Origin of the sequence: Pantoea sp. GL120224-02, from assembly GCF_900215395.1 — a bacterium.
Classification (GTDB): Bacteria; Pseudomonadota; Gammaproteobacteria; order Enterobacterales; family Enterobacteriaceae; genus Pantoea; species Pantoea communis.
In genome coordinates this window covers 285,026-301,773 of record NZ_OBEC01000001.1, presented here as the reverse complement: position 1 = coordinate 301,773, position 16,748 = coordinate 285,026, and the positions used below count along the sequence as shown (strand labels likewise).

General features: G+C 55.1%; 15 protein-coding genes. 3 read left to right on the top strand and 12 right to left on the bottom strand.

The features are described from left to right. Positions 1 to 42: 42 nt before the first annotated feature. On the bottom strand, positions 43 to 813 hold the full coding sequence (locus CRO33_RS01345) for a YdcF family protein (protein WP_097116689.1): 771 nt from the start codon (positions 811 to 813) through the stop codon (positions 43 to 45). 99 nt (positions 814 to 912) lie between these two features. Here CRO33_RS01345 and CRO33_RS01340 point away from each other — a divergent pair, with 99 nt between their 5' ends. Next, the gene (locus CRO33_RS01340) at positions 913 to 1,980 is read left to right on the top strand and encodes a LacI family DNA-binding transcriptional regulator (RefSeq protein ID WP_097116688.1); all 1,068 of its coding nucleotides are present in this window, start codon (positions 913 to 915) and stop codon (positions 1,978 to 1,980) included. Positions 1,981 to 2,077: 97 nt separating this feature from the next. Here CRO33_RS01340 and tmaR read toward each other — a convergent pair whose 3' ends face one another. From tmaR to dacD, 4 genes are all read right to left on the bottom strand, one after another. Further along, positions 2,078 to 2,398, bottom strand: a complete 321-nt coding sequence (tmaR, locus tag CRO33_RS01335) for a PTS system regulator TmaR (RefSeq protein WP_097116687.1) — start codon at positions 2,396 to 2,398, stop codon at positions 2,078 to 2,080. A 161-nt stretch (positions 2,399 to 2,559) separates the two neighbouring features. Further along, on the bottom strand, positions 2,560 to 3,618 hold the full coding sequence (locus CRO33_RS01330; protein WP_058962283.1) for an FUSC family protein: 1,059 nt from the start codon (positions 3,616 to 3,618) through the stop codon (positions 2,560 to 2,562). Positions 3,619 to 3,777: 159 nt separating this feature from the next. Then, a complete protein-coding gene (locus tag CRO33_RS01325) occupies positions 3,778 to 4,242 on the bottom strand; it encodes a GyrI-like domain-containing protein (RefSeq protein WP_097116686.1) in 465 nt (154 codons plus the stop codon). 83 nt (positions 4,243 to 4,325) lie between these two features. Then, positions 4,326 to 5,492: a serine-type D-Ala-D-Ala carboxypeptidase DacD gene (gene dacD / locus CRO33_RS01320; RefSeq protein ID WP_176505712.1), complete on the bottom strand. Its 1,167-nt coding sequence runs from the start codon at positions 5,490 to 5,492 to the stop codon at positions 4,326 to 4,328. 200 nt (positions 5,493 to 5,692) lie between these two features. Here dacD and sbcB point away from each other — a divergent pair, with 200 nt between their 5' ends. Further along, positions 5,693 to 7,114 carry an exodeoxyribonuclease I gene (sbcB, locus tag CRO33_RS01315; RefSeq protein WP_097116685.1) on the top strand — a complete coding sequence of 474 codons (1,422 nt, stop codon included), beginning with the start codon at positions 5,693 to 5,695 and terminating at the stop codon, positions 7,112 to 7,114. A 158-nt stretch (positions 7,115 to 7,272) separates the two neighbouring features. Here sbcB and CRO33_RS01310 read toward each other — a convergent pair whose 3' ends face one another. The 5 genes from CRO33_RS01310 to ltnD all read right to left on the bottom strand — a co-directional run bounded on the left by CRO33_RS01310 (position 7,273) and on the right by ltnD (position 12,432). Further along, positions 7,273 to 8,625: a GntP family transporter gene (locus CRO33_RS01310; RefSeq protein ID WP_097116684.1), complete on the bottom strand. Its 1,353-nt coding sequence runs from the start codon at positions 8,623 to 8,625 to the stop codon at positions 7,273 to 7,275. Positions 8,626 to 8,859: 234 nt separating this feature from the next. Further along, positions 8,860 to 9,639 (bottom strand): HPr family phosphocarrier protein, encoded by a 780-nt coding sequence (locus CRO33_RS01305; RefSeq protein ID WP_097116683.1) that lies wholly within the window; start codon positions 9,637 to 9,639, stop codon positions 8,860 to 8,862. Further along, positions 9,639 to 10,265: a 3-oxo-tetronate 4-phosphate decarboxylase gene (gene otnC, locus CRO33_RS01300; RefSeq protein WP_034824702.1), complete on the bottom strand. Its 627-nt coding sequence runs from the start codon at positions 10,263 to 10,265 to the stop codon at positions 9,639 to 9,641. Before otnC ends, CRO33_RS01305 begins: the two co-directional genes overlap by 1 nt. After that, on the bottom strand, positions 10,262 to 11,521 hold the full coding sequence (gene otnK / locus CRO33_RS01295; RefSeq protein ID WP_097116682.1) for a 3-oxo-tetronate kinase: 1,260 nt from the start codon (positions 11,519 to 11,521) through the stop codon (positions 10,262 to 10,264). Before otnK ends, otnC begins: the two co-directional genes overlap by 4 nt. 2 nt (positions 11,522 to 11,523) lie before the next feature. Continuing rightward, complete coding sequence (ltnD, locus tag CRO33_RS01290; protein ID WP_097116681.1) at positions 11,524 to 12,432, bottom strand: L-threonate dehydrogenase; 909 nt, start codon at positions 12,430 to 12,432, stop codon at positions 11,524 to 11,526. Between the two features lie 259 nt (positions 12,433 to 12,691). Here ltnD and ygbI point away from each other — a divergent pair, with 259 nt between their 5' ends. Then, a complete protein-coding gene (gene ygbI / locus CRO33_RS01285; protein ID WP_097116680.1) occupies positions 12,692 to 13,453 on the top strand; it encodes a DNA-binding transcriptional repressor YgbI in 762 nt (253 codons plus the stop codon). 93 nt (positions 13,454 to 13,546) lie between these two features. Here the strand turns inward: ygbI and CRO33_RS01280 are convergent, their stop codons facing one another. Together CRO33_RS01280 and CRO33_RS01275 are read right to left on the bottom strand one after the other, a co-directional pair. Beyond that, positions 13,547 to 14,902: an APC family permease gene (locus tag CRO33_RS01280; protein ID WP_058962044.1), complete on the bottom strand. Its 1,356-nt coding sequence runs from the start codon at positions 14,900 to 14,902 to the stop codon at positions 13,547 to 13,549. 358 nt (positions 14,903 to 15,260) lie between these two features. Then, complete coding sequence (locus tag CRO33_RS01275) at positions 15,261 to 16,676, bottom strand: glutamine synthetase family protein (protein WP_097116679.1); 1,416 nt, start codon at positions 16,674 to 16,676, stop codon at positions 15,261 to 15,263. Between the last annotated feature and the right edge of the window lie 72 nt (positions 16,677 to 16,748).

Below are 16,748 nucleotides of genomic sequence, written 5' to 3'. Positions count from 1 at the left end.
CCCATGCGCAATAAAGTGCGCCGCATCGGGGTTATACGCGTTTTATCCAAGCCGCGACTGCACGCCTTTCAGTTGCATCAAGCGCTGCCAGCCTGCTTCTACCTCGTCCGGGATATCCACATGCCCGAGGAAACCTTTGCCGCGTGGACCGTAGCCGTTTTCATCATCGCGCAGGCGCTGGATCTCGCCCATCAGCAGCGAAAGAAAACGCTCCATCGACCACAATCCTTGCGGTGGCGCACCGATAATGCGCAGCATACCCGCATCCATCATCACCTGCGGGACGAACACCGGCCAGCTGATAAATTCGGGTGCGTCGGCACGGTCACGCCATTGATAACGGAAGGTTTCCCAGGTACGTCGCTGCATCAGTGGGTCCTGCACCAGCAATACATGCTGCGGCTGCCACTTCTGCTCATCCAGCAGTTTTTGGCTGAAAGCGGCATTCTCACCACAGTTGCGTGAGGCGGTTTCCAGCAGCAGCTGCTCGTCCGGCAGTGCGGCAAACACCCCCGCCATGTCGCCCAGCAACTCTGCTTCGCTTTTACCTTGGGTAGAAATCTGACGATAAAGGGGATGATTAGCGATCATCTCCGCCAGTAACACCGTGGAATGACCGATACCGCCGCTTATCATCAGAGGCAGCTGATACTTCTTCGCCAGTGCAATCACACCTTCAACGTTGGGCAGTACCGCGTGACCGGCAAGAATTGCCAAATCAACCTCGAGCGTGCCATCTGTCGGCATGTGGTCAAGCGCCAGCCAGGCCGCAAGCGTATTGATATCCTGAATCTGTTGGCTATTGAGCTGCATCGCGTTCTCCTCGCATTAACACTGGCAGTGTAGCGGCTTAACTCCGCGACAGCAGAGAAAAATTTGCTACACTCGCCGCTATCAGATTCAGGAGAGTTTATGACTGCGCGTTCCGTTACCCTCGATGATGTCGCTGCACTGGCGGGGGTTTCCTACCAGACCGTTTCCCGTGTGCTCAACCATTCCGTGCAGGTTTCGCCACGGACGCGCGCCAAAGTCGAAGCCGCGATGCAACAGCTGAACTATGTGCCCAACCGCGTGGCACAGCAGCTGGCAGGAAAAGCCACGCGCACGCTGGGGCTGGCCACCAGCGATCTCGCATTGATGGCCCCGGCACAGATTGCCTCGGCGATCCATGAACGTGCCGCCGCACAGGGTTACCATCTGGTGATCGCCATGGCGAATGCGGCCGGAAATGCCCAGGACACGGTGAATGAACTGCTGGCGCAGCGCGTTGATGCACTACTCATCAACCTGCCGCTCGATGCTGAACAGGCGGCGCAGGTGCAGCAGCAGTGCGGCAGCAAGCCTGTGCTGTTTCTCGATGTTGAACAACATGCTGCTGTCAGCCAGTGCCAGTATCAGAGTGAATCGGGTGCGCAGCAGGCAGTGGAGCATCTCGTCGCGCTGGGCCACCAGCAGATTGGCGTGCTGAATGGGCCTGAAAGTTCGGCTTCGGCGCGGGCGCGCTTCACTGCATGGCAACGGGCGTTATCGTCACACCAGTTGCAGCCAATATGCGTACTGCATGGCGACTGGAGTGCGTCATCCGGGTATCAGGCGCTATTGCAGTTACTGCCGGATCGCCTGCCACAGGCCCTGCTGGTGGCGAACGATCAGATGGCGCTTGGGGCGATGCGTGCACTGCACCAACACGGCGTGAAAATTCCTGGAGAGATGTCGATTATTGGTTATGACGACACTGCCGAGAGCGCGTGGTATCAGCCGCCGCTCACCACCGTGCGTCAGGATTTGCAGCAGTTGGGTGCAGTATCTGTGGACCGCTTGTTGGCGGAACTGGCCGGAGAAGCTGTACAGCCCCTACCGCTGGTAACCGAGCTGATATTGCGCGAAACGACAGCTGCGCCGATGCAAGGGGATGTGGATATAGCGGAGATCGCCGGTCAGTTGCAGGCATTAGCGCGACAATTAAAACCCAAAGCCTGACCAGGTTAAAGCAGCACAGGCTATTGCGCACGCCACGGCAGGCAGTGCGGAAGCCGTTACGCTGCAAAAAATTTGGGACCTTGCGGTCCCAACATTTTTACTGCGGCTTTGGTTCACCCATCGCTTTCAACTTCTTCGACAGCTCGCGACGCTCTTTCGACAATTCAGCATTTTTGATGATGTACTCATCGACGCGGTCTTCATAGTCCACACGCATGGATGCAATGATTTCCTGAATCGCCTCAACGCTCATGCCTGGTTTGATGTACTCGCTCAGGTTGTCCAGCAGCAACACACGTTTCTGGTTATCACGGACTTTCTTCTCGTTATCCACGATTTCGCGCTGCAGTTTGTTTTTACGACGAAACATACGTACAAACTCCAGAACGTCCTGAAATGATTGCTTGGCATTTTCCATGTTGGCACCTTTCTTTGAGCCTGCCGCGGCAGGCGGAATAGTCATGAGCTACAGCTTAGCGGCTTGCTAGCTGGATTCGCAATTTTCACAGCTAATTTCGGACTGGCACTTATCTTAGCGCAAAGAAAGGGTGATTCACATTAAGTCATTGCCTGAGAAAACTATTTGCGCAGTGCCAGACGGACCAGATCCGTAATGCGCTCCAGTTGACGCGCCTGTTCCAGACTCAACCACACGTAGCCATAGATCGCCGTGGTCTCTAAGCGCCCGCTGCGGTTGGCAATCAACTGTTCCAGTTCCTGGGTGATCTCCTCCAGTTCATGGCTGTTGGCGATCACGCCTTCCGTCTCCCCTTTCACCATCAATGTGGCCAGCGCGTTCAACGTGTCTTCGGTCATTTTCTGACTGCGGCGCAGCGTCGGGGCATTGAGCAGCAACAGGTGGCTCTCACGTGATGACCACCATGCATCAATTTGCATCTGCATCGTGTTAACCATATTACGGTTGATGGTCTGAATCGCTTCAAACACTGATTTCGGAATACGCGTCTCTTTACTCGCCGGTTCCAGCAGCGCGCGCATTTTAATCACGCTGGAGAGCTGCTTCTGGAATGGTTTGTTCAGTCGCGGTTTCTCCAGCAGGTTGGCGGAAAAGCCGGTGTGATGCAGTTTCGCCATGGCGATAAACGAATCCGACAGCTGAATGCGCCAGTGCGTGTAGGCACGCTGAGCGAGAATCGCACTGAACAGCAGCGCCATAATCGAACCGAGGATCACATCGCCGCCACGCCACAGCGCCACAGTGAAGTCACCGGCCGGAGCACCCACCACCACGCCGAGCGTGATACCAATCAGCAGCGCCATATAAGGATGTTTACCCAGCGTCAGATAGCCGCAAATAATCATCACCACGAAGCACCATGACAACATCATTGGCAGTGAGATCAGCTCCAGCTTCAGGGCGATCAAACCCGATGCCAGCCCGGCAAACGTACCGCTGATGCGCTGGATGACGCGCGGAAACACATTGCCCCAGGTCGAGATCGGCCCCATCACCACCACCAGCGTGATCAGCGGCCAGGTGCCTTCCGGAATATCCGTCAAACGCACAAACAGAAAACAGAGCACAAAGGCGATAGCGATGCGCACGCCGTGCACAGCGCGATAGTGGCGGTAGAACCAGAACTCAATGGCAGAGATGGGTTTGTCGGCGCGTAACATGGTGGTCCGGGAACGATAAAAATTTGCGCGCTATGTTACCCTGGCGAGACACGAACATTGAGTGCTGCGCAGCACTATTTCCGCTCTTTTTTTGCGATTCAACAAGTGCGCTACATCTTATTTTCGCTTATGAAACATAGAAGTAACGCACTGATGATATTAGTCGGCTGCACGTACCGGAATGTACATATCCACCAGCCAGTCGCCGCTGTCAGAGCCGTCGGAAAGGTAGTGTTCGAAGCAGGGACGATTATCCACCTGCCAGTCGGTTTTCGTCTTGAGATGATCAAACAGGCTGTGCCAGGCGGTGAAGAAATCGTTGTTCATCACTTCCATGCGCGCATGAAAATATTGCCCACCGGGCAGCAGGCCTTGCTCGATGTCGTCACCATAAGAGGGCACAGCATCGGTGGGCGCAGTGATCACCGTTTCAACGCGTAGCTCTTCCGGCGGGAGAACTTCAGGATTGCCGTAATAGATGGCCAGCCATTCGCCTTCGACACCATGCTGCTCGACCCAGCTTTTTAGCTGGTTAAATCCGCGCGGCACGGTTTCCTGCCACGGACCCTGCAAATGGTAGCCCAGCCAGCTTTGAGGATTGCGTTCAACGATAGATGCTTTCATACCTTTGCCTCCGTTCAGCAGCAGAAAGCCCGCTCTGGCCGCTCCCCGATATCGACGGGAGCGGCCGCGACATCCGCTGCGGATTACAGTTTCTGTTTTACGTAGTCACTGATACGCGTGATGATGCCGGCTTTATCCACACCTTGTAGGGCATACAGCGGATAGCTCGCCAGCTGCTTGTCTTTGTCCATTACCTGGATTTCACCCACCTGCTCACCGGCTTTCAGCGGTGCTTCCAGGTCTTTACGCTCAATCACATATTTCGCCATGACGTTTGAAACTTCGGTGCGCGGCAGAGACAGATAAATATCCTGAGTGGTGCCGACATCCACTTTGTGCGGATTGCCGTACCAGACGTTTTCGGTGCCGATTTTCTTACCTGCATGGAAGAGTTGCACGGTATCGAAGTTGTTCTGCCCCCACACCAGCAGTTTACGCGCCTGCTCTTCACGCCCTTTCGAGCTCTTACCGCCCATGATCACCGCAATCAGACGATGACGACCAACAATGTTTGACGCAATGATGTTGAAACCTGCCGTTTCAGTATGGCCTGTTTTCATGCCATCAACGTGAAGGTTTTGATCCCATAACAAACCGTTACGGTTATTTTGCGTAATCCCGTTCCAGCTCAGGGTTTTCTCCGCGTACATGGCGTAGAAATCCTGCTCACCATTGATGATGGCACGCGACAGCACCGCTAAATCACGCGCGGTGGTGTGCTGGCCGGGTGCATCCAGGCCGTGCACGGTTTCAAAATGGGTATGCGTCAGACCGAGCTTCTGTACGTAGTTGTTCATCATATTGACGAAGCTGTCCTGGCTGCCCGCTACATAATCCGCCAGAGCCACACAGGCATCGTTGCCGGAATCGATGATCACGCCACGCATCAGATCGCGTACCGTCACTTTGTCGCCGGGCTTGAGGAACATCAGCGAGGAGCCCTTGAACACCGGATTACCTGCAGCCCAGGCATCCTTACCCACGGTGACCACATCATCACGGGTGATTTTTTTCTGATCAACCGCGCGATCCACCACGTAGCCGGTCATCAGCTTGGTGAGGCTGGCCGGGTTACGCTCTTCATCGGGATTGCCGGCAGTAAGGATCTGGCCCGTGGTGGCGTCCATTAACACCCACGAAGCCGCATCGATCGGCGGAGGCGTCAGTGGGAATGGCATGCTGTCGTCAGCGTGTGCCAGTGATGCCCAAACAATCATTCCAGATACAGTTACCAGCAGACGCCTTTTCAACACTTCTTCCTCTAATCAAAAAATGAATTTACCGCCGCACGTTTTACGGCAATTAGCGCCTGGATAGTTGAATAAATTGAAAAAAAGTATGAACTGCGGACAAATGCTGTGCGCCTGCCCACAGCAGCGGTAAACAAGGTTGTGCTGCCTGCTGCACACGACTATTCTGTGCGTTGATTTTCTATTGCCAGGATACTGCCGTGCCCGCCTCTGAGTTCACCTTTTTGTTCCACGATTACGAAACCTTCGGTAAAAGTCCCTCACTGGACCGTCCGGCGCAGTTTGCCGGGCTGCGCACCGATAAAGATTTCAACGCCGTAGGTGAACCGCAGGTGTTTTACTGCCAGCCCGCTGATGACTATCTGCCGCAGCCGGAAGCGGTGATGATCACCGGCATCACGCCACAGGTGGCTAAAGCGCGCGGCGTAACAGAGACGGCATTTGCTGAACGCATTCATGGGCTGTTTACCGAGCCACAAACCTGTGTGATCGGTTACAACAATGTGCGCTTCGATGATGAAGTGACGCGCAATATCTTCTATCGCAATTTCTTCGATCCCTACGGCTGGAGCTGGCAGAACGGCAACTCACGTTGGGATCTGCTGGATGTGATGCGCGCCTGTTACGCCCTGCGCCCGGAAGGTATTGAATGGCCGGAAAATGATGACGGCTTCCCCAGCTTCAAGCTGGAACATCTCACCAAAGCCAACGGCGTGGCACACGAACAGGCGCACGATGCGATGTCGGATGTGTATGCCACGCTGGCGATGGCGAAACTGGTGAAAGAGAAGCAGCCGAAGCTGTTTGAGTTTCTGTTTACCCATCGCAACAAGCAGAAACTGATGAACCTGATTGATATTCCGCAGATGAAGCCGCTGGTGCACGTCTCCGGCATGTTCGGTGCGGCACGTGGCAACACCAGTTGGGTCGTTCCGCTGGCATGGCATCCGGATAATCGTAATGCGCTGATTGTGGTGGATCTGGCGGGCGATATGCAGCCACTGCTGGAGCTGAATGCGGATGAACTGCGCGAGCGGTTGTACACCAAACAGAGTGAGTTGGATGGTCGCGCGGCGGTACCGATTAAGCTGGTGCATATTAATAAATGCCCGGTGTTAGCCCCAGCGAATACCTTACGTCCCGAAGATGCTGCACGCCTGAATATCGATCGTGAACGCTGTCTGGCGAACCTGGCGCTGCTGCGTCAGCATGCCGAAGTGCGTGAGAAAGCGGTGACGCTGTTTGCGGAAGCCGAGCCGTTTAAGCCATCGGATGACGTTGACGCACAGCTGTATGACGGCTTCTTCAGTGATGCCGATCGCGCAGCGATGAACATCGTGCGTCAGACGCCGCCGCAGAATTTACCGGCGTTGGATTTGACCTTCGACGATAAACGTATTGCGAAGCTGCTATTCCGCTATCGTGCGCGTAACTTCCCCGGCACGCTGGATGATCAAGAGCAGCAGCGCTGGTTGCAGCATCGCCGTGAAGCGCTGAATGCCGATCGCGTGCAGGCGTTCCTCTTAGAGCTGGAGTCGTTAGCGAGTTTGCATGAGGATAACGCGGAGAAGATGGCACAGCTGAAAGCGCTGTATTTGTATGCGCAGGAGTTGGTGTCTTAATCGCTCACGCGCGTGATCGCGGCATATCGCAACCATGTGTGCACAGATGTGTATCAGATTGATGTTCGTTTGAAATGCATTTCAGATGCAGGCGCACATAAATGTGCGCCATACCCGTTGTCACTTAAGGGTCGCCTTAATGGCGACCGCTGTGAACCTTAAATCATCCCCCACACCAGCCAGGTCAGCGCAAAACCACTTAACCCCATCAGCGTAGTCAGCACCGTCCAGGTTTTCAGGCCATCGGCGACGGATAGCCCCAAATAACGTGTTACCACCCAGAAGCCGGCATCGTTAACGTGGGACAAGCCCAGGCCACCGAAGCACGCCGCCAATGTGACCAGCACACGTTGCATATCGGTCACATCGCCCACCGCCTGACTCAACAAACCGCTGGTGGTGAGAATCGCCACCGTGGCCGATCCCTGAGACGCACGCAATGCCAGTGACAAGATAAAAGCAGCGGGCACCAGCGGCAGATGCAGGGTTTCCAGCGTCACCGCCAGGGCTTTACCGACACCGGATTCCACCAGCACTTTACCAAACGCACCGCCCGCACCCGCCACCAGAATCACACTTGCAGAGCCAGGAATTGCGCGACCGGTCAGATCTTCCAGCTTCTCTTTACTCCAGCCGCGACGCACGCCCAGCAGCCATGCCGCCAGTGCCAGCGCAATCAGCAGGGCAATTGGCGGGTTACCAATCACCGTCATCACGTCACGCAGAATGCTACCTTCCGCCAGCATGGTGTGCGCCAGCGTACCTAACACGATCAACACAATCGGCACCACAATCAGACCGGCAATCGTCATCGCACCCGGTGGTGGCACTTCGCTTTTTGGCGTGCCTTCAGGTTTCGCCAGCTGCAACTGCTCAAGTACATCCACTGAGAGGTGGTATTGACGCAGGTTCATCACTTTTGCCACGTAGTAACCGACGATACCCACAGGGATCGAAATCAGGATGCCAAGCATCATTAACCAGCCCATATCGGTATGCAGAATACCGGCGGCGGCTGCTGCGCCTGGGTGTGTCGGCAACGCGACATGCACGGTCAACATCACGCCCGCCATCGGCAAACCAAACTTCAGCGGCGAGACACGCGCCACTTTGGTAAAGCCGTAAATCAGCGGGATCACAATGATAAAGCCGACTTCAAAGAACACCGGAATACCGAGGATAAACGCCGCCATGGTTAAGGCTGCGACGGTACGCTTGATACCGAGCGATTTACTGAAGCGCTGCGCCAGCGATTCGGCACCGCCCGAGGCTTCAATCACTGCACCAAGCATCGCCCCCAACACGATGATAATAGTGATATGACCCAGCAGGTTGCCCATGCCGCTAAAGATGGTTTCCATGATCTTATCAGCCGGAATACCGGTACTGATGGCGACGATCAAACTGACAATCAGTAAAGCAACAAACGGATGGACTTTGGCTTTAATCACCAACAGCAGCAGTATGACAATGCTGGCAGTAGCGATAGCTAACAGCAACGCGGTTGACATGATAAACCTCTAATTCTATTCCCCCCGTCATACTTCAAGCTGCAGGTGCGTTGGCTACGTGGATTCGCCCCAGTCACTTACTGATGTAAGCTCCTGGGGACTCACCCACTTGCCGCCTTCCTGCAGCTCGAATTATTTAGGGGGTACTTGGGTATATTTTTAATGTTTTATGAATTCAGGTAAGACTTCACCCGCACAGGGCGCAACGCACTGTGCTGGGCGGTACAACAAAAGCTATTTCGCGTAAGGCGCGAACCAACCGAGGCCCGCTTCGGTGCGACCGCGTGGGAAATACTCGCAGCCGACCCAGCCGTCATAGCCGACTTCATCCAGCAGGCTGAACAGGTACGGATAGTTGATTTCGCCTTCGTCTGGTTCGTGACGATGCGGCGCAGAGGCGATCTGAATATGGCGATAACGCCCAGCGTACTCGCGAATCAGATGGCTGAGGTTGCCGTCGACTAACTGCGCATGGAACAGATCCAACTGCGTGAACACGTTCGGACGATCGATACGTTCCATCATCGCCAGCGTTTGATACTGGCTGGAGTAGAGGTAGTTCGGCTTCGTCATCGGATTGAGTGCCTCCAGTAACAAGCGGATGCCGTGTGGTGCAAAGCACTCGGATGCGTAATGCATATTACGGACGAACGTTTCTTCATACGCCGCCTTATCGGCACCGTTTGGCACCGTTGCCGCCATCACATGCACTTGAGGGCAGCCCAGTGCTAAGGCATATTCCAGCGCACGATCGATGTCGGCACGCGCCTCTTCTTCACGACCAGGAATTGCGGAGACGCCCCACTCCCCGACCTGCACGTTTCCGGCTGCGGTGTTGAACAGCACCAACTCCAGCTGATGTTTCTCCAGCTCGGCTTTGATCACCTCGGCCGGATAGTCATACGGGAACAGAAACTCAACGGCACGGAAACCGGCGTTGGCCGCTGCGGCAAAGCGTTCAATAAACGGCACTTCGCCAAACTGCGTGGATAAATTGGCTGCAAACTTAGGCATCAGTAATTCCTCAATTCCGCCACTTCGCCATCAGTCAGATAACGAATAGATCGGTCGCCGAGCGTGAACATCAGACGCGCGGTCTCTTCCAGTTCTTCAGTGTTATTCGCGGCTTCACGCAGCGATTTACCCACCACTACCGGGCCATGATTGGCCAGCAGGAAAGCGTTGTAACGTGGCGCGAGCTGCGCAAGATCTTCAGCCAGGCGGTCATCACCCGGTTTGTAATAAGGTACGACCGGCACATCGCCCACGCGCATCACCACATAGGGCGTGAACGGGCGAATGCAGTTTTCGCTGTCGAGATCGTTGAGGCACGAAAGCGCCGTCAGATAGTGACTGTGCAGATGCACCACCGCTTTACAGGCGGGATTGTTTAGATAGAGCGCGCGGTGAAACGCCACTTCCTTAGAAGGCTTGTCACCCGAAATCCACTCGCCCTGCATCGTCACTTTTGACAGGCGGTCGGCCTGCAGTTCGCCGAGGCAAGAGCCGGTAGGTGTCGCCAGCAGATTGCCATCTTCCAGCAACAGTGAAAGGTTGCCGGCTGAACCGGTGGCGTAACCGCGCTGGAAAAAGGAGGCGCCCAGTTGCACCATCTCTTCACGTGCTTGTTGTTCGGTCATGCTGAAAACTCCGTTTGTGCGCGGGCAAAGAATTGTTCGTCGCCAAAGTTGCCTGACTTCAGGGCCAGCGACAGCGGCTGCTGGATGTCACGCACCCACGGCACGCCAGGGGAGATCATCGGGCCGATGTGGAAGGCCGTTACGCCCAGGCTTTGTGCCACCACGCCAGAGGTTTCGCCCCCGGCGACGATAAAGCGCTGCCAGCCCCGTGATTTCAGCTCACGGGTGACGGCGGCAAACAAGTGCTCAACCGCTTCGCTGCTGCGTGCTGCGCCATATTGCTGCTGGATTGCCTGCAGTTGCTGAGCATCGGCAGTGGCAAAGAGCAAAGGTGCCAGAGGCTGCTGGTTATTCGCGGCAATCCAATCGCACAGTTCCTGCGCGTAGCCTTCAGCATCGTCGAGGCAGCGCTCCACCAGCACTTCATGTGATGGCGCCTGCTGGCGATAGGCCTGAACCTGACGATTGGTCATCTGCGAACAAGAGCCCGAGATCACCACCGCACGTTCGCCCTGTGGACGTCCGGCCTGCTCGGCATCGCTGTTTTGCTGCTGAGTGGCCCAGGCGCGCGCGATACCGATTGCCAGGCCGGAACCGCCGGTCACCAGCACGGTTTCTTTCAGCGCTTCGCCCTGGGTTAGCAGATGCTGCTCGTTGAGCGCATCCAGCACCACGTAGTTGATGCCCTGCGCTTTCAGCTCGCCCAGCTGTTTACGAACCGCTTCCGCGCCTTTGTCCAGCTGAGCAGCATTGATCACCGCCGCCTGCCCTTTCGCCTGACGCGTCATCAGACGCACCAGATTGCTGTCGGTCATTGGTGTCACCGGATGATGACGCATGCCCGATTCAGACAGCAGCTGGTCGGCAACAAACAGATAGCCTTGATACACGGTACGACCGTTTACCGGCAGCGAGGGTGAGATCACCGTTTGCGTCTCGCCCAGTGCGGCCAGCAGTGCATCGGTGACGGGACCGATGTTGCCGTGTTCGGTGCTGTCGAAGGTCGAGCAATATTTGAAGTAAAAACGATCGCAACCCTGCTGTTGCAGCCAGGCCAGCGCTGCCAGAGACTGGTCGATTGCCTGCTGTGCCGGGCAAGAGCGTGACTTCAGGCTGATGACAATCGCCTGCGCGCTCACATCGTCATGACCTTGCGGCACGCCGTTGAACTGAATGGTAGGCAGACCGTTCTGTACCAGGAAGCTGGCAATATCCGTTGCACCGGTAAAGTCGTCTGCAATCACGCCTAAACGCATGGTTACTTCTCCTTTGACTCGGGCAGCGTGATGCCGCTGAAAATCTTGATGACTGCGCTGTCATCTTCGCGGCCGTAGCCAGCATTACTCGCTTCGGTAAACATGTTGAGGGCGGTAGACGCCAGCGGCAGTGGGAAATGCAATGATTTCGCGGTATCGGCCACCAGGCTGAGATCTTTCACAAAGATATCGACTGCGGATTTCGGTGAGTAGTCGCCGTCCACCACATGACGCATGCGGTTCTCAAACATCCACGAGTTACCCGCGGCGTTGGTGACCACGTCGTACATGGTGTCGAGTGGAATGCCTGCGCGCGCAGCCAGCGCCATCGCTTCAGCACCCACTGCAATATGTACGCCCGCCAACAGCTGGTGAATAATTTTAACGGTTGAACCCAGGCCGATTTCGCTGCCCACGCGATACACTTTGGCGGCAACCGCATCCAGAACTGGCTTCAGTAGCGCAAAGGCTTCATCGCTGCCAGACGCCATCACGGTCATCTCGCCGACCGCGGCTTTAGCTGCACCGCCCGATACTGGCGCATCCAGCATCAGCAGTTGATGTTGTGCCAGTTGCTGTTCAATCGCCTGTGCATCCTGTGAAGAAATGGTTGAAGAGACCATTACCACGGTGCCCGGCTTGAGTTGTGCCGCCAGACCGGTTTCGCCAAACAGAATCGCTTTCACCTGCGCCGCGTTAACCACCAGCAGCAGTACGGCATCTAACTCTTGCGCGAAGCTGGCAGCGGAAGTTTGCGCATCACGCGCGCCGGCCTGACGCAGGGTTTCCAGCGCCTGTGGATTTAAATCAACGCCCCAGGTGTTCAATCCAGCGCGAATACAGGACTGCGCTGCGCCCATGCCCATGGAACCCAAACCAATGACGCCAATGTTATTCACGGTTGCTGACACAGCACACCTCCGTTGTTAATTTAAGTGATATTTTGTTCAATGCTGTTAATTCTGCCGCAGTTACTGGCGGAGAAACGTGCGGTAAATCACAAAAATTAACTTACACGCACAGCTTATAACATCGATTCACACCTCTGAATCCCTACGGGAACCCCAGTTCTGGAGGGATATTTGCTAACATTTGCCTGGGATAAATTGTGCTGCAGGCTGTGAATTGATGCCTTACAATGTGAAAAATTGGTAATTCAGGGAGAGCGATGTGATTCCGGTAGAACGTCATCAACAAATTTTAGCGCTGGTTGCCGAACGCGGCGTGGTGAGCATTGCCGAGCTGACCGAGCGTTTAGGCGTATCACACATGACGATACGTCGTGATGTGCAAAAGCTGGAGGAGCAAGGTGCCGTGCTGTCGGTATCGGGCGGCGTGCGCTCGGCGGATCGTCTGGCTGCTGAGCCATCACATCTGGCGAAAACCAGCATGTACAGCAGTGAAAAGATGGCGATTGGTCAGTTTGCCGCGCGCCATATTCCGCGCAACAGCTGTATTTATCTCGACGCAGGCACCACCACGCTGGCGCTGGCTCGCGAACTGGTCGAGCGTGACGATTTGTTGGTGGTGACCAATGATTTCGTGATTGCCCGGCTATTGATGGAGAGCAGCGGCTGCAAGCTGATTCACACTGGCGGCACCGTATGTCGCGAGAATCGCTCCAGCGTCGGCGAATCAGCGGCGAGAAGTCTGCGCATGCTGGCGATTGATATCGCGTTTATCTCCGCATCCTGCTGGGGGCCGCGCGGCTTGTTTACACCCGATGAAGATAAGGTGCCGGTCAAGCTGGCGGCCAGCGATGTCAGCAGTAAGCGCGTACTGCTGAGCGACAGCTCGAAATACAACAAGATTGCCACCCATCTGGCATTACCGCTGGAGCGCTTCGATACCCTCGTAACCGATACCGAATTAAGTAAAGCGGGACGCGAGACGTTGAGTGCGGGGGGTTGGGAGTTGGTGCTGGCGGGTTAAGTTTGCTGGTCTAAAAGCAAAAGGTCGCCAATATGGCGACCTTTTGCATACGACACGAAGTCTTTATCCGCTGCGCATAATGCGCAACGAAAATTACACTTCTTCGCTGAACTGCGGAACCGGATTGCGGAAGGTGCGAGTAACAAACGCCAGGTAAATAATACCGACCGCTGCCCACACCAGGCCGAGCACCATCGAGGTCTCTTCCAGGTTGATCCACAGTGCACCCACTGTCAAAGCACCCATCACTGGCAGCACCAGATAGTTGAGGTGATCTTTCAGCGTCTTGTTACGCTTTTCACGGATCCAGAACTGCGCAATCACTGACAGGTTGACGAAGGTGAATGCCACCAGCGCACCGAAGTTGATCAGCGCAGTGGCGGTCACCAGGTCGAAGTTAATCGCCAGCAGTGCCACAGCGCCCACCAACAGCACGTTCAGCGACGGCGTGCGGTATTTCGGATGCACGAAGCCAAAGAAACGCTGCGGGAACACGCCATCACGGCCCATCACATACATCAGACGGGAAACGCCAGCGTGTGCCGCCATACCGGAAGCCAGTACGGTAACCACAGAGAAAATCAGGATGCCGATCTGCAAGGCTTTACCTGCCACGAACAGCATGATTTCAGGCTGTGAAGAGTCCGGATTCTGGAAACGCGAGATGTCCGGGAAGTACAACTGCAGGAAGTAAGACACACCGATAAAGATCACACCACCAATCAGCGCGGTCAGGAAAATCGCGCGCGGGATAGTACGTTCTGCATCTTTAGTCTCTTCTGACAGCGAACTGATGCCATCAAAGCCGAGGAACGAGAAGCAAAGTATGGTTGCACCGGTAATCATCGGCACCACATGGGCATTCTCAGACCAGAAAGGCTTGCTGCTGGTCAATGTTCCTGCGCCAACACCGTGCGCCACACCGTAAACCACCATACCAGTAATCACCACCATCACCACAACCTGCAGCACGACGATCACGCTGTTGAAGTTGGCAACGGTTTTGATACCACGGAGGTTAGAGATGGTCATAAAGGCCACCAGCAACACCACGAAAATCCACGACGGAATGCCCGGCACCAGCGTCTCAAAGTAGCTTTTCGCCAGCAGGATGTTGATCATCGGCATGAACAAATAGTCCAGCAGTGATGACCAGCCCACCATAAAGCCGACGTGCGGACTGATAGCCTTCTGAGCATAGGTGTAAGCGGAGCCCGCAGATGGGAAGCGGCGTACCAGCTTGCCGTAGCTCACGGCAGTAAACAGTATCGCGATCAGCGCGAAAGCATAAGCGGTGGCGACGTGGCCGTCGGTCAATCCAGAGACGATACCGAAAGTATCAAACAGGGTCATTGGCTGCATATACGCCAGGCCCATCATGACAACCGGGATCAAGGTCAGGGATTTTTTCAGGTGTGCACGCTGTGGTGCGGCGGTGTTAAGCGACATTGTTCAGGCCCCCAACAGAGGTGATCTGCGGGATACTGCGCAAAGTGCTGCAGTGAGAAGTGATATTAGTGTTTGCGATTGTCGCCGCGCCGTAATCATCACGAAAGCGAGAACCAGCTTGCGCTGGTGCAATTGTAAACAGCCCCATCTTTGTTTTCCTCAAATCTCACGCCCAAGCGTGTTGTCAGTATCTATCTATCCGGATGCGTGTCCGGCCTCGGTAATGTGTGTGTGTACTGCAATCTGCAAAAAAATAACCGACGTGATAAGCGTCGGTTATGTTTCGTATTTTCCAGGGAGCGTATTCTGCCCCAACTTATGCCATCGGCACAAGACGTTAGCGAAATTCTTCTGCGAGTCAGGCGTTCTTCAGCATCCAGTCAATCTCCGTGGCGGTGATAAGCCGTTCAAACTGCATTAACTCGTTCTGTTTGCAGCTATGCCACACGCCGCTGAAATGCTCGCCGAGCAGTTTTTGCAGAGGATAGCTATTCTCGAATTCGTACAGCGCATCGCTCTGTCGCACCGGCAATGGCAGCCCTTCTGCCTCATGTCCATTGCCCTGCACCGCATGCGGTAAGGGTAGCTGATTATCCAGACCGTGCAAAATACCGGCAAGAATTGTTGACACGACCAGGTAAGGATTTGCATCCGCACCGGCCACACGATACTCCACGCGATGGTTATCCACATCGCCGCAGGGAATACGTAAAGCAACAGTTCGGTTATTGTGCCCCCAGGAGGCCTGTAACGGCACGTAGGCTTCCGGTAAGAAGCGGCGATAGGCATTAACGTTCGGTGCCAGAAGTGCCATTGAAGCCGGCATCAAATCGATCATCCCGGCCAGCGCGCGTTTCAACAGCGGTGAATCGCTGCCGTCGTCGAGTGAAAAGGCATTATGATCGGCGGCATCCAGCATGCTGATATGCACATGCATCCCGCTACCCGCGTACTCTTCATAAGGTTTCGCCATAAAGGTCGCAGTCATACCGTGGTTTTCGGCCACCTGACGCACCAGGCGTTTGAGCAAAATCGCATGGTCGCAGGCTTTCAATACATCACGGGTATGGTGCAGGTTGATTTCAAACTGGCCCGGCGAGGCTTCCGCCAGCGCACCATCAGCGGGAATGCCCTGCTGTTTGGCAATATCGTCGATATCCCGCAGAACATCAGCGAAATGGTCGAGATTATCGACTGAATAAACCTGACTCTGGATATTACGTTCGTCACTACCCGGCGCACAGGGTGGCTGGATGTACCCTTCCGCATCACGCTTTTTATCGACCAGATAGAACTCCAGCTCTACCGCTACCACCGGGAATAGCCCTCGATTGCGCAGTTGCTGCCACAGCCGATTGAGGACATTGCGGGGTTCAACGTCAAAGGGAGTGCCATCTTGGTTACACATTGTCAGCAGCAATTGCGCGATGCATTCAGGATCGGCGGCAGAAGGAATTAAAGTTCCGGGAACCGGGATACAGAGGTTGTCGGGTTCGCCCAGTGACTGTCCGAGTCCGGCTTCTTCGACAGTATTTCCGAGGATATCCATGGCGAAAACCGAGGCCGGGAAGTAACACCCTTTTTCCAGTTTTGCCAATGCAGAGATGGGAATGCGCTTACCGCGAAAGACCCCATTTAAATCATTAAGAAGAATATCGACATACTGCGTTTCAGGATGGCGTTCCAGCCAGGATTTAACCTCCAGCTGGAACGCGCTTGTTCGTTTCTCTTCACTGTGCCGCGTGAAGTCTTCTACTTCTACGAGGTTCGTCATGTTCCCACCCGCCCTTTACCGTTTAATATTGGTTCGCGCAATGCTCAAAATAACAGCCACTCCTCTAACATA

Excerpts from the sequence above, each read along its gene's own strand:
- CRO33_RS01345 (WP_097116689.1), bottom strand. The coding sequence starts at position 813 with ATGCAGCTCAATAGCCAACAGATTCAGGATATCAATACGCTTGCGGCC.
- CRO33_RS01340 (WP_097116688.1), top strand. The coding sequence starts at position 913 with ATGACTGCGCGTTCCGTTACCCTCGATGATGTCGCTGCACTGGCGGGG.
- tmaR (WP_097116687.1), bottom strand. The coding sequence starts at position 2,398 with ATGGAAAATGCCAAGCAATCATTTCAGGACGTTCTGGAGTTTGTACGT.
- CRO33_RS01330 (WP_058962283.1), bottom strand. The coding sequence starts at position 3,618 with ATGTTACGCGCCGACAAACCCATCTCTGCCATTGAGTTCTGGTTCTAC.
- CRO33_RS01325 (WP_097116686.1), bottom strand. The coding sequence starts at position 4,242 with ATGAAAGCATCTATCGTTGAACGCAATCCTCAAAGCTGGCTGGGCTAC.
- CRO33_RS01310 (WP_097116684.1), bottom strand. The coding sequence starts at position 8,625 with ATGTCAACCGCGTTGCTGTTAGCTATCGCTACTGCCAGCATTGTCATA.
- CRO33_RS01305 (WP_097116683.1), bottom strand. The coding sequence starts at position 9,639 with ATGCCTAAGTTTGCAGCCAATTTATCCACGCAGTTTGGCGAAGTGCCG.
- otnC (WP_034824702.1), bottom strand. The coding sequence starts at position 10,265 with ATGACCGAACAACAAGCACGTGAAGAGATGGTGCAACTGGGCGCCTCC.
- otnK (WP_097116682.1), bottom strand. The coding sequence starts at position 11,521 with ATGCGTTTAGGCGTGATTGCAGACGACTTTACCGGTGCAACGGATATT.
- CRO33_RS01280 (WP_058962044.1), bottom strand. The coding sequence starts at position 14,902 with ATGTCGCTTAACACCGCCGCACCACAGCGTGCACACCTGAAAAAATCC.
- CRO33_RS01275 (WP_097116679.1), bottom strand. The coding sequence starts at position 16,676 with ATGACGAACCTCGTAGAAGTAGAAGACTTCACGCGGCACAGTGAAGAG.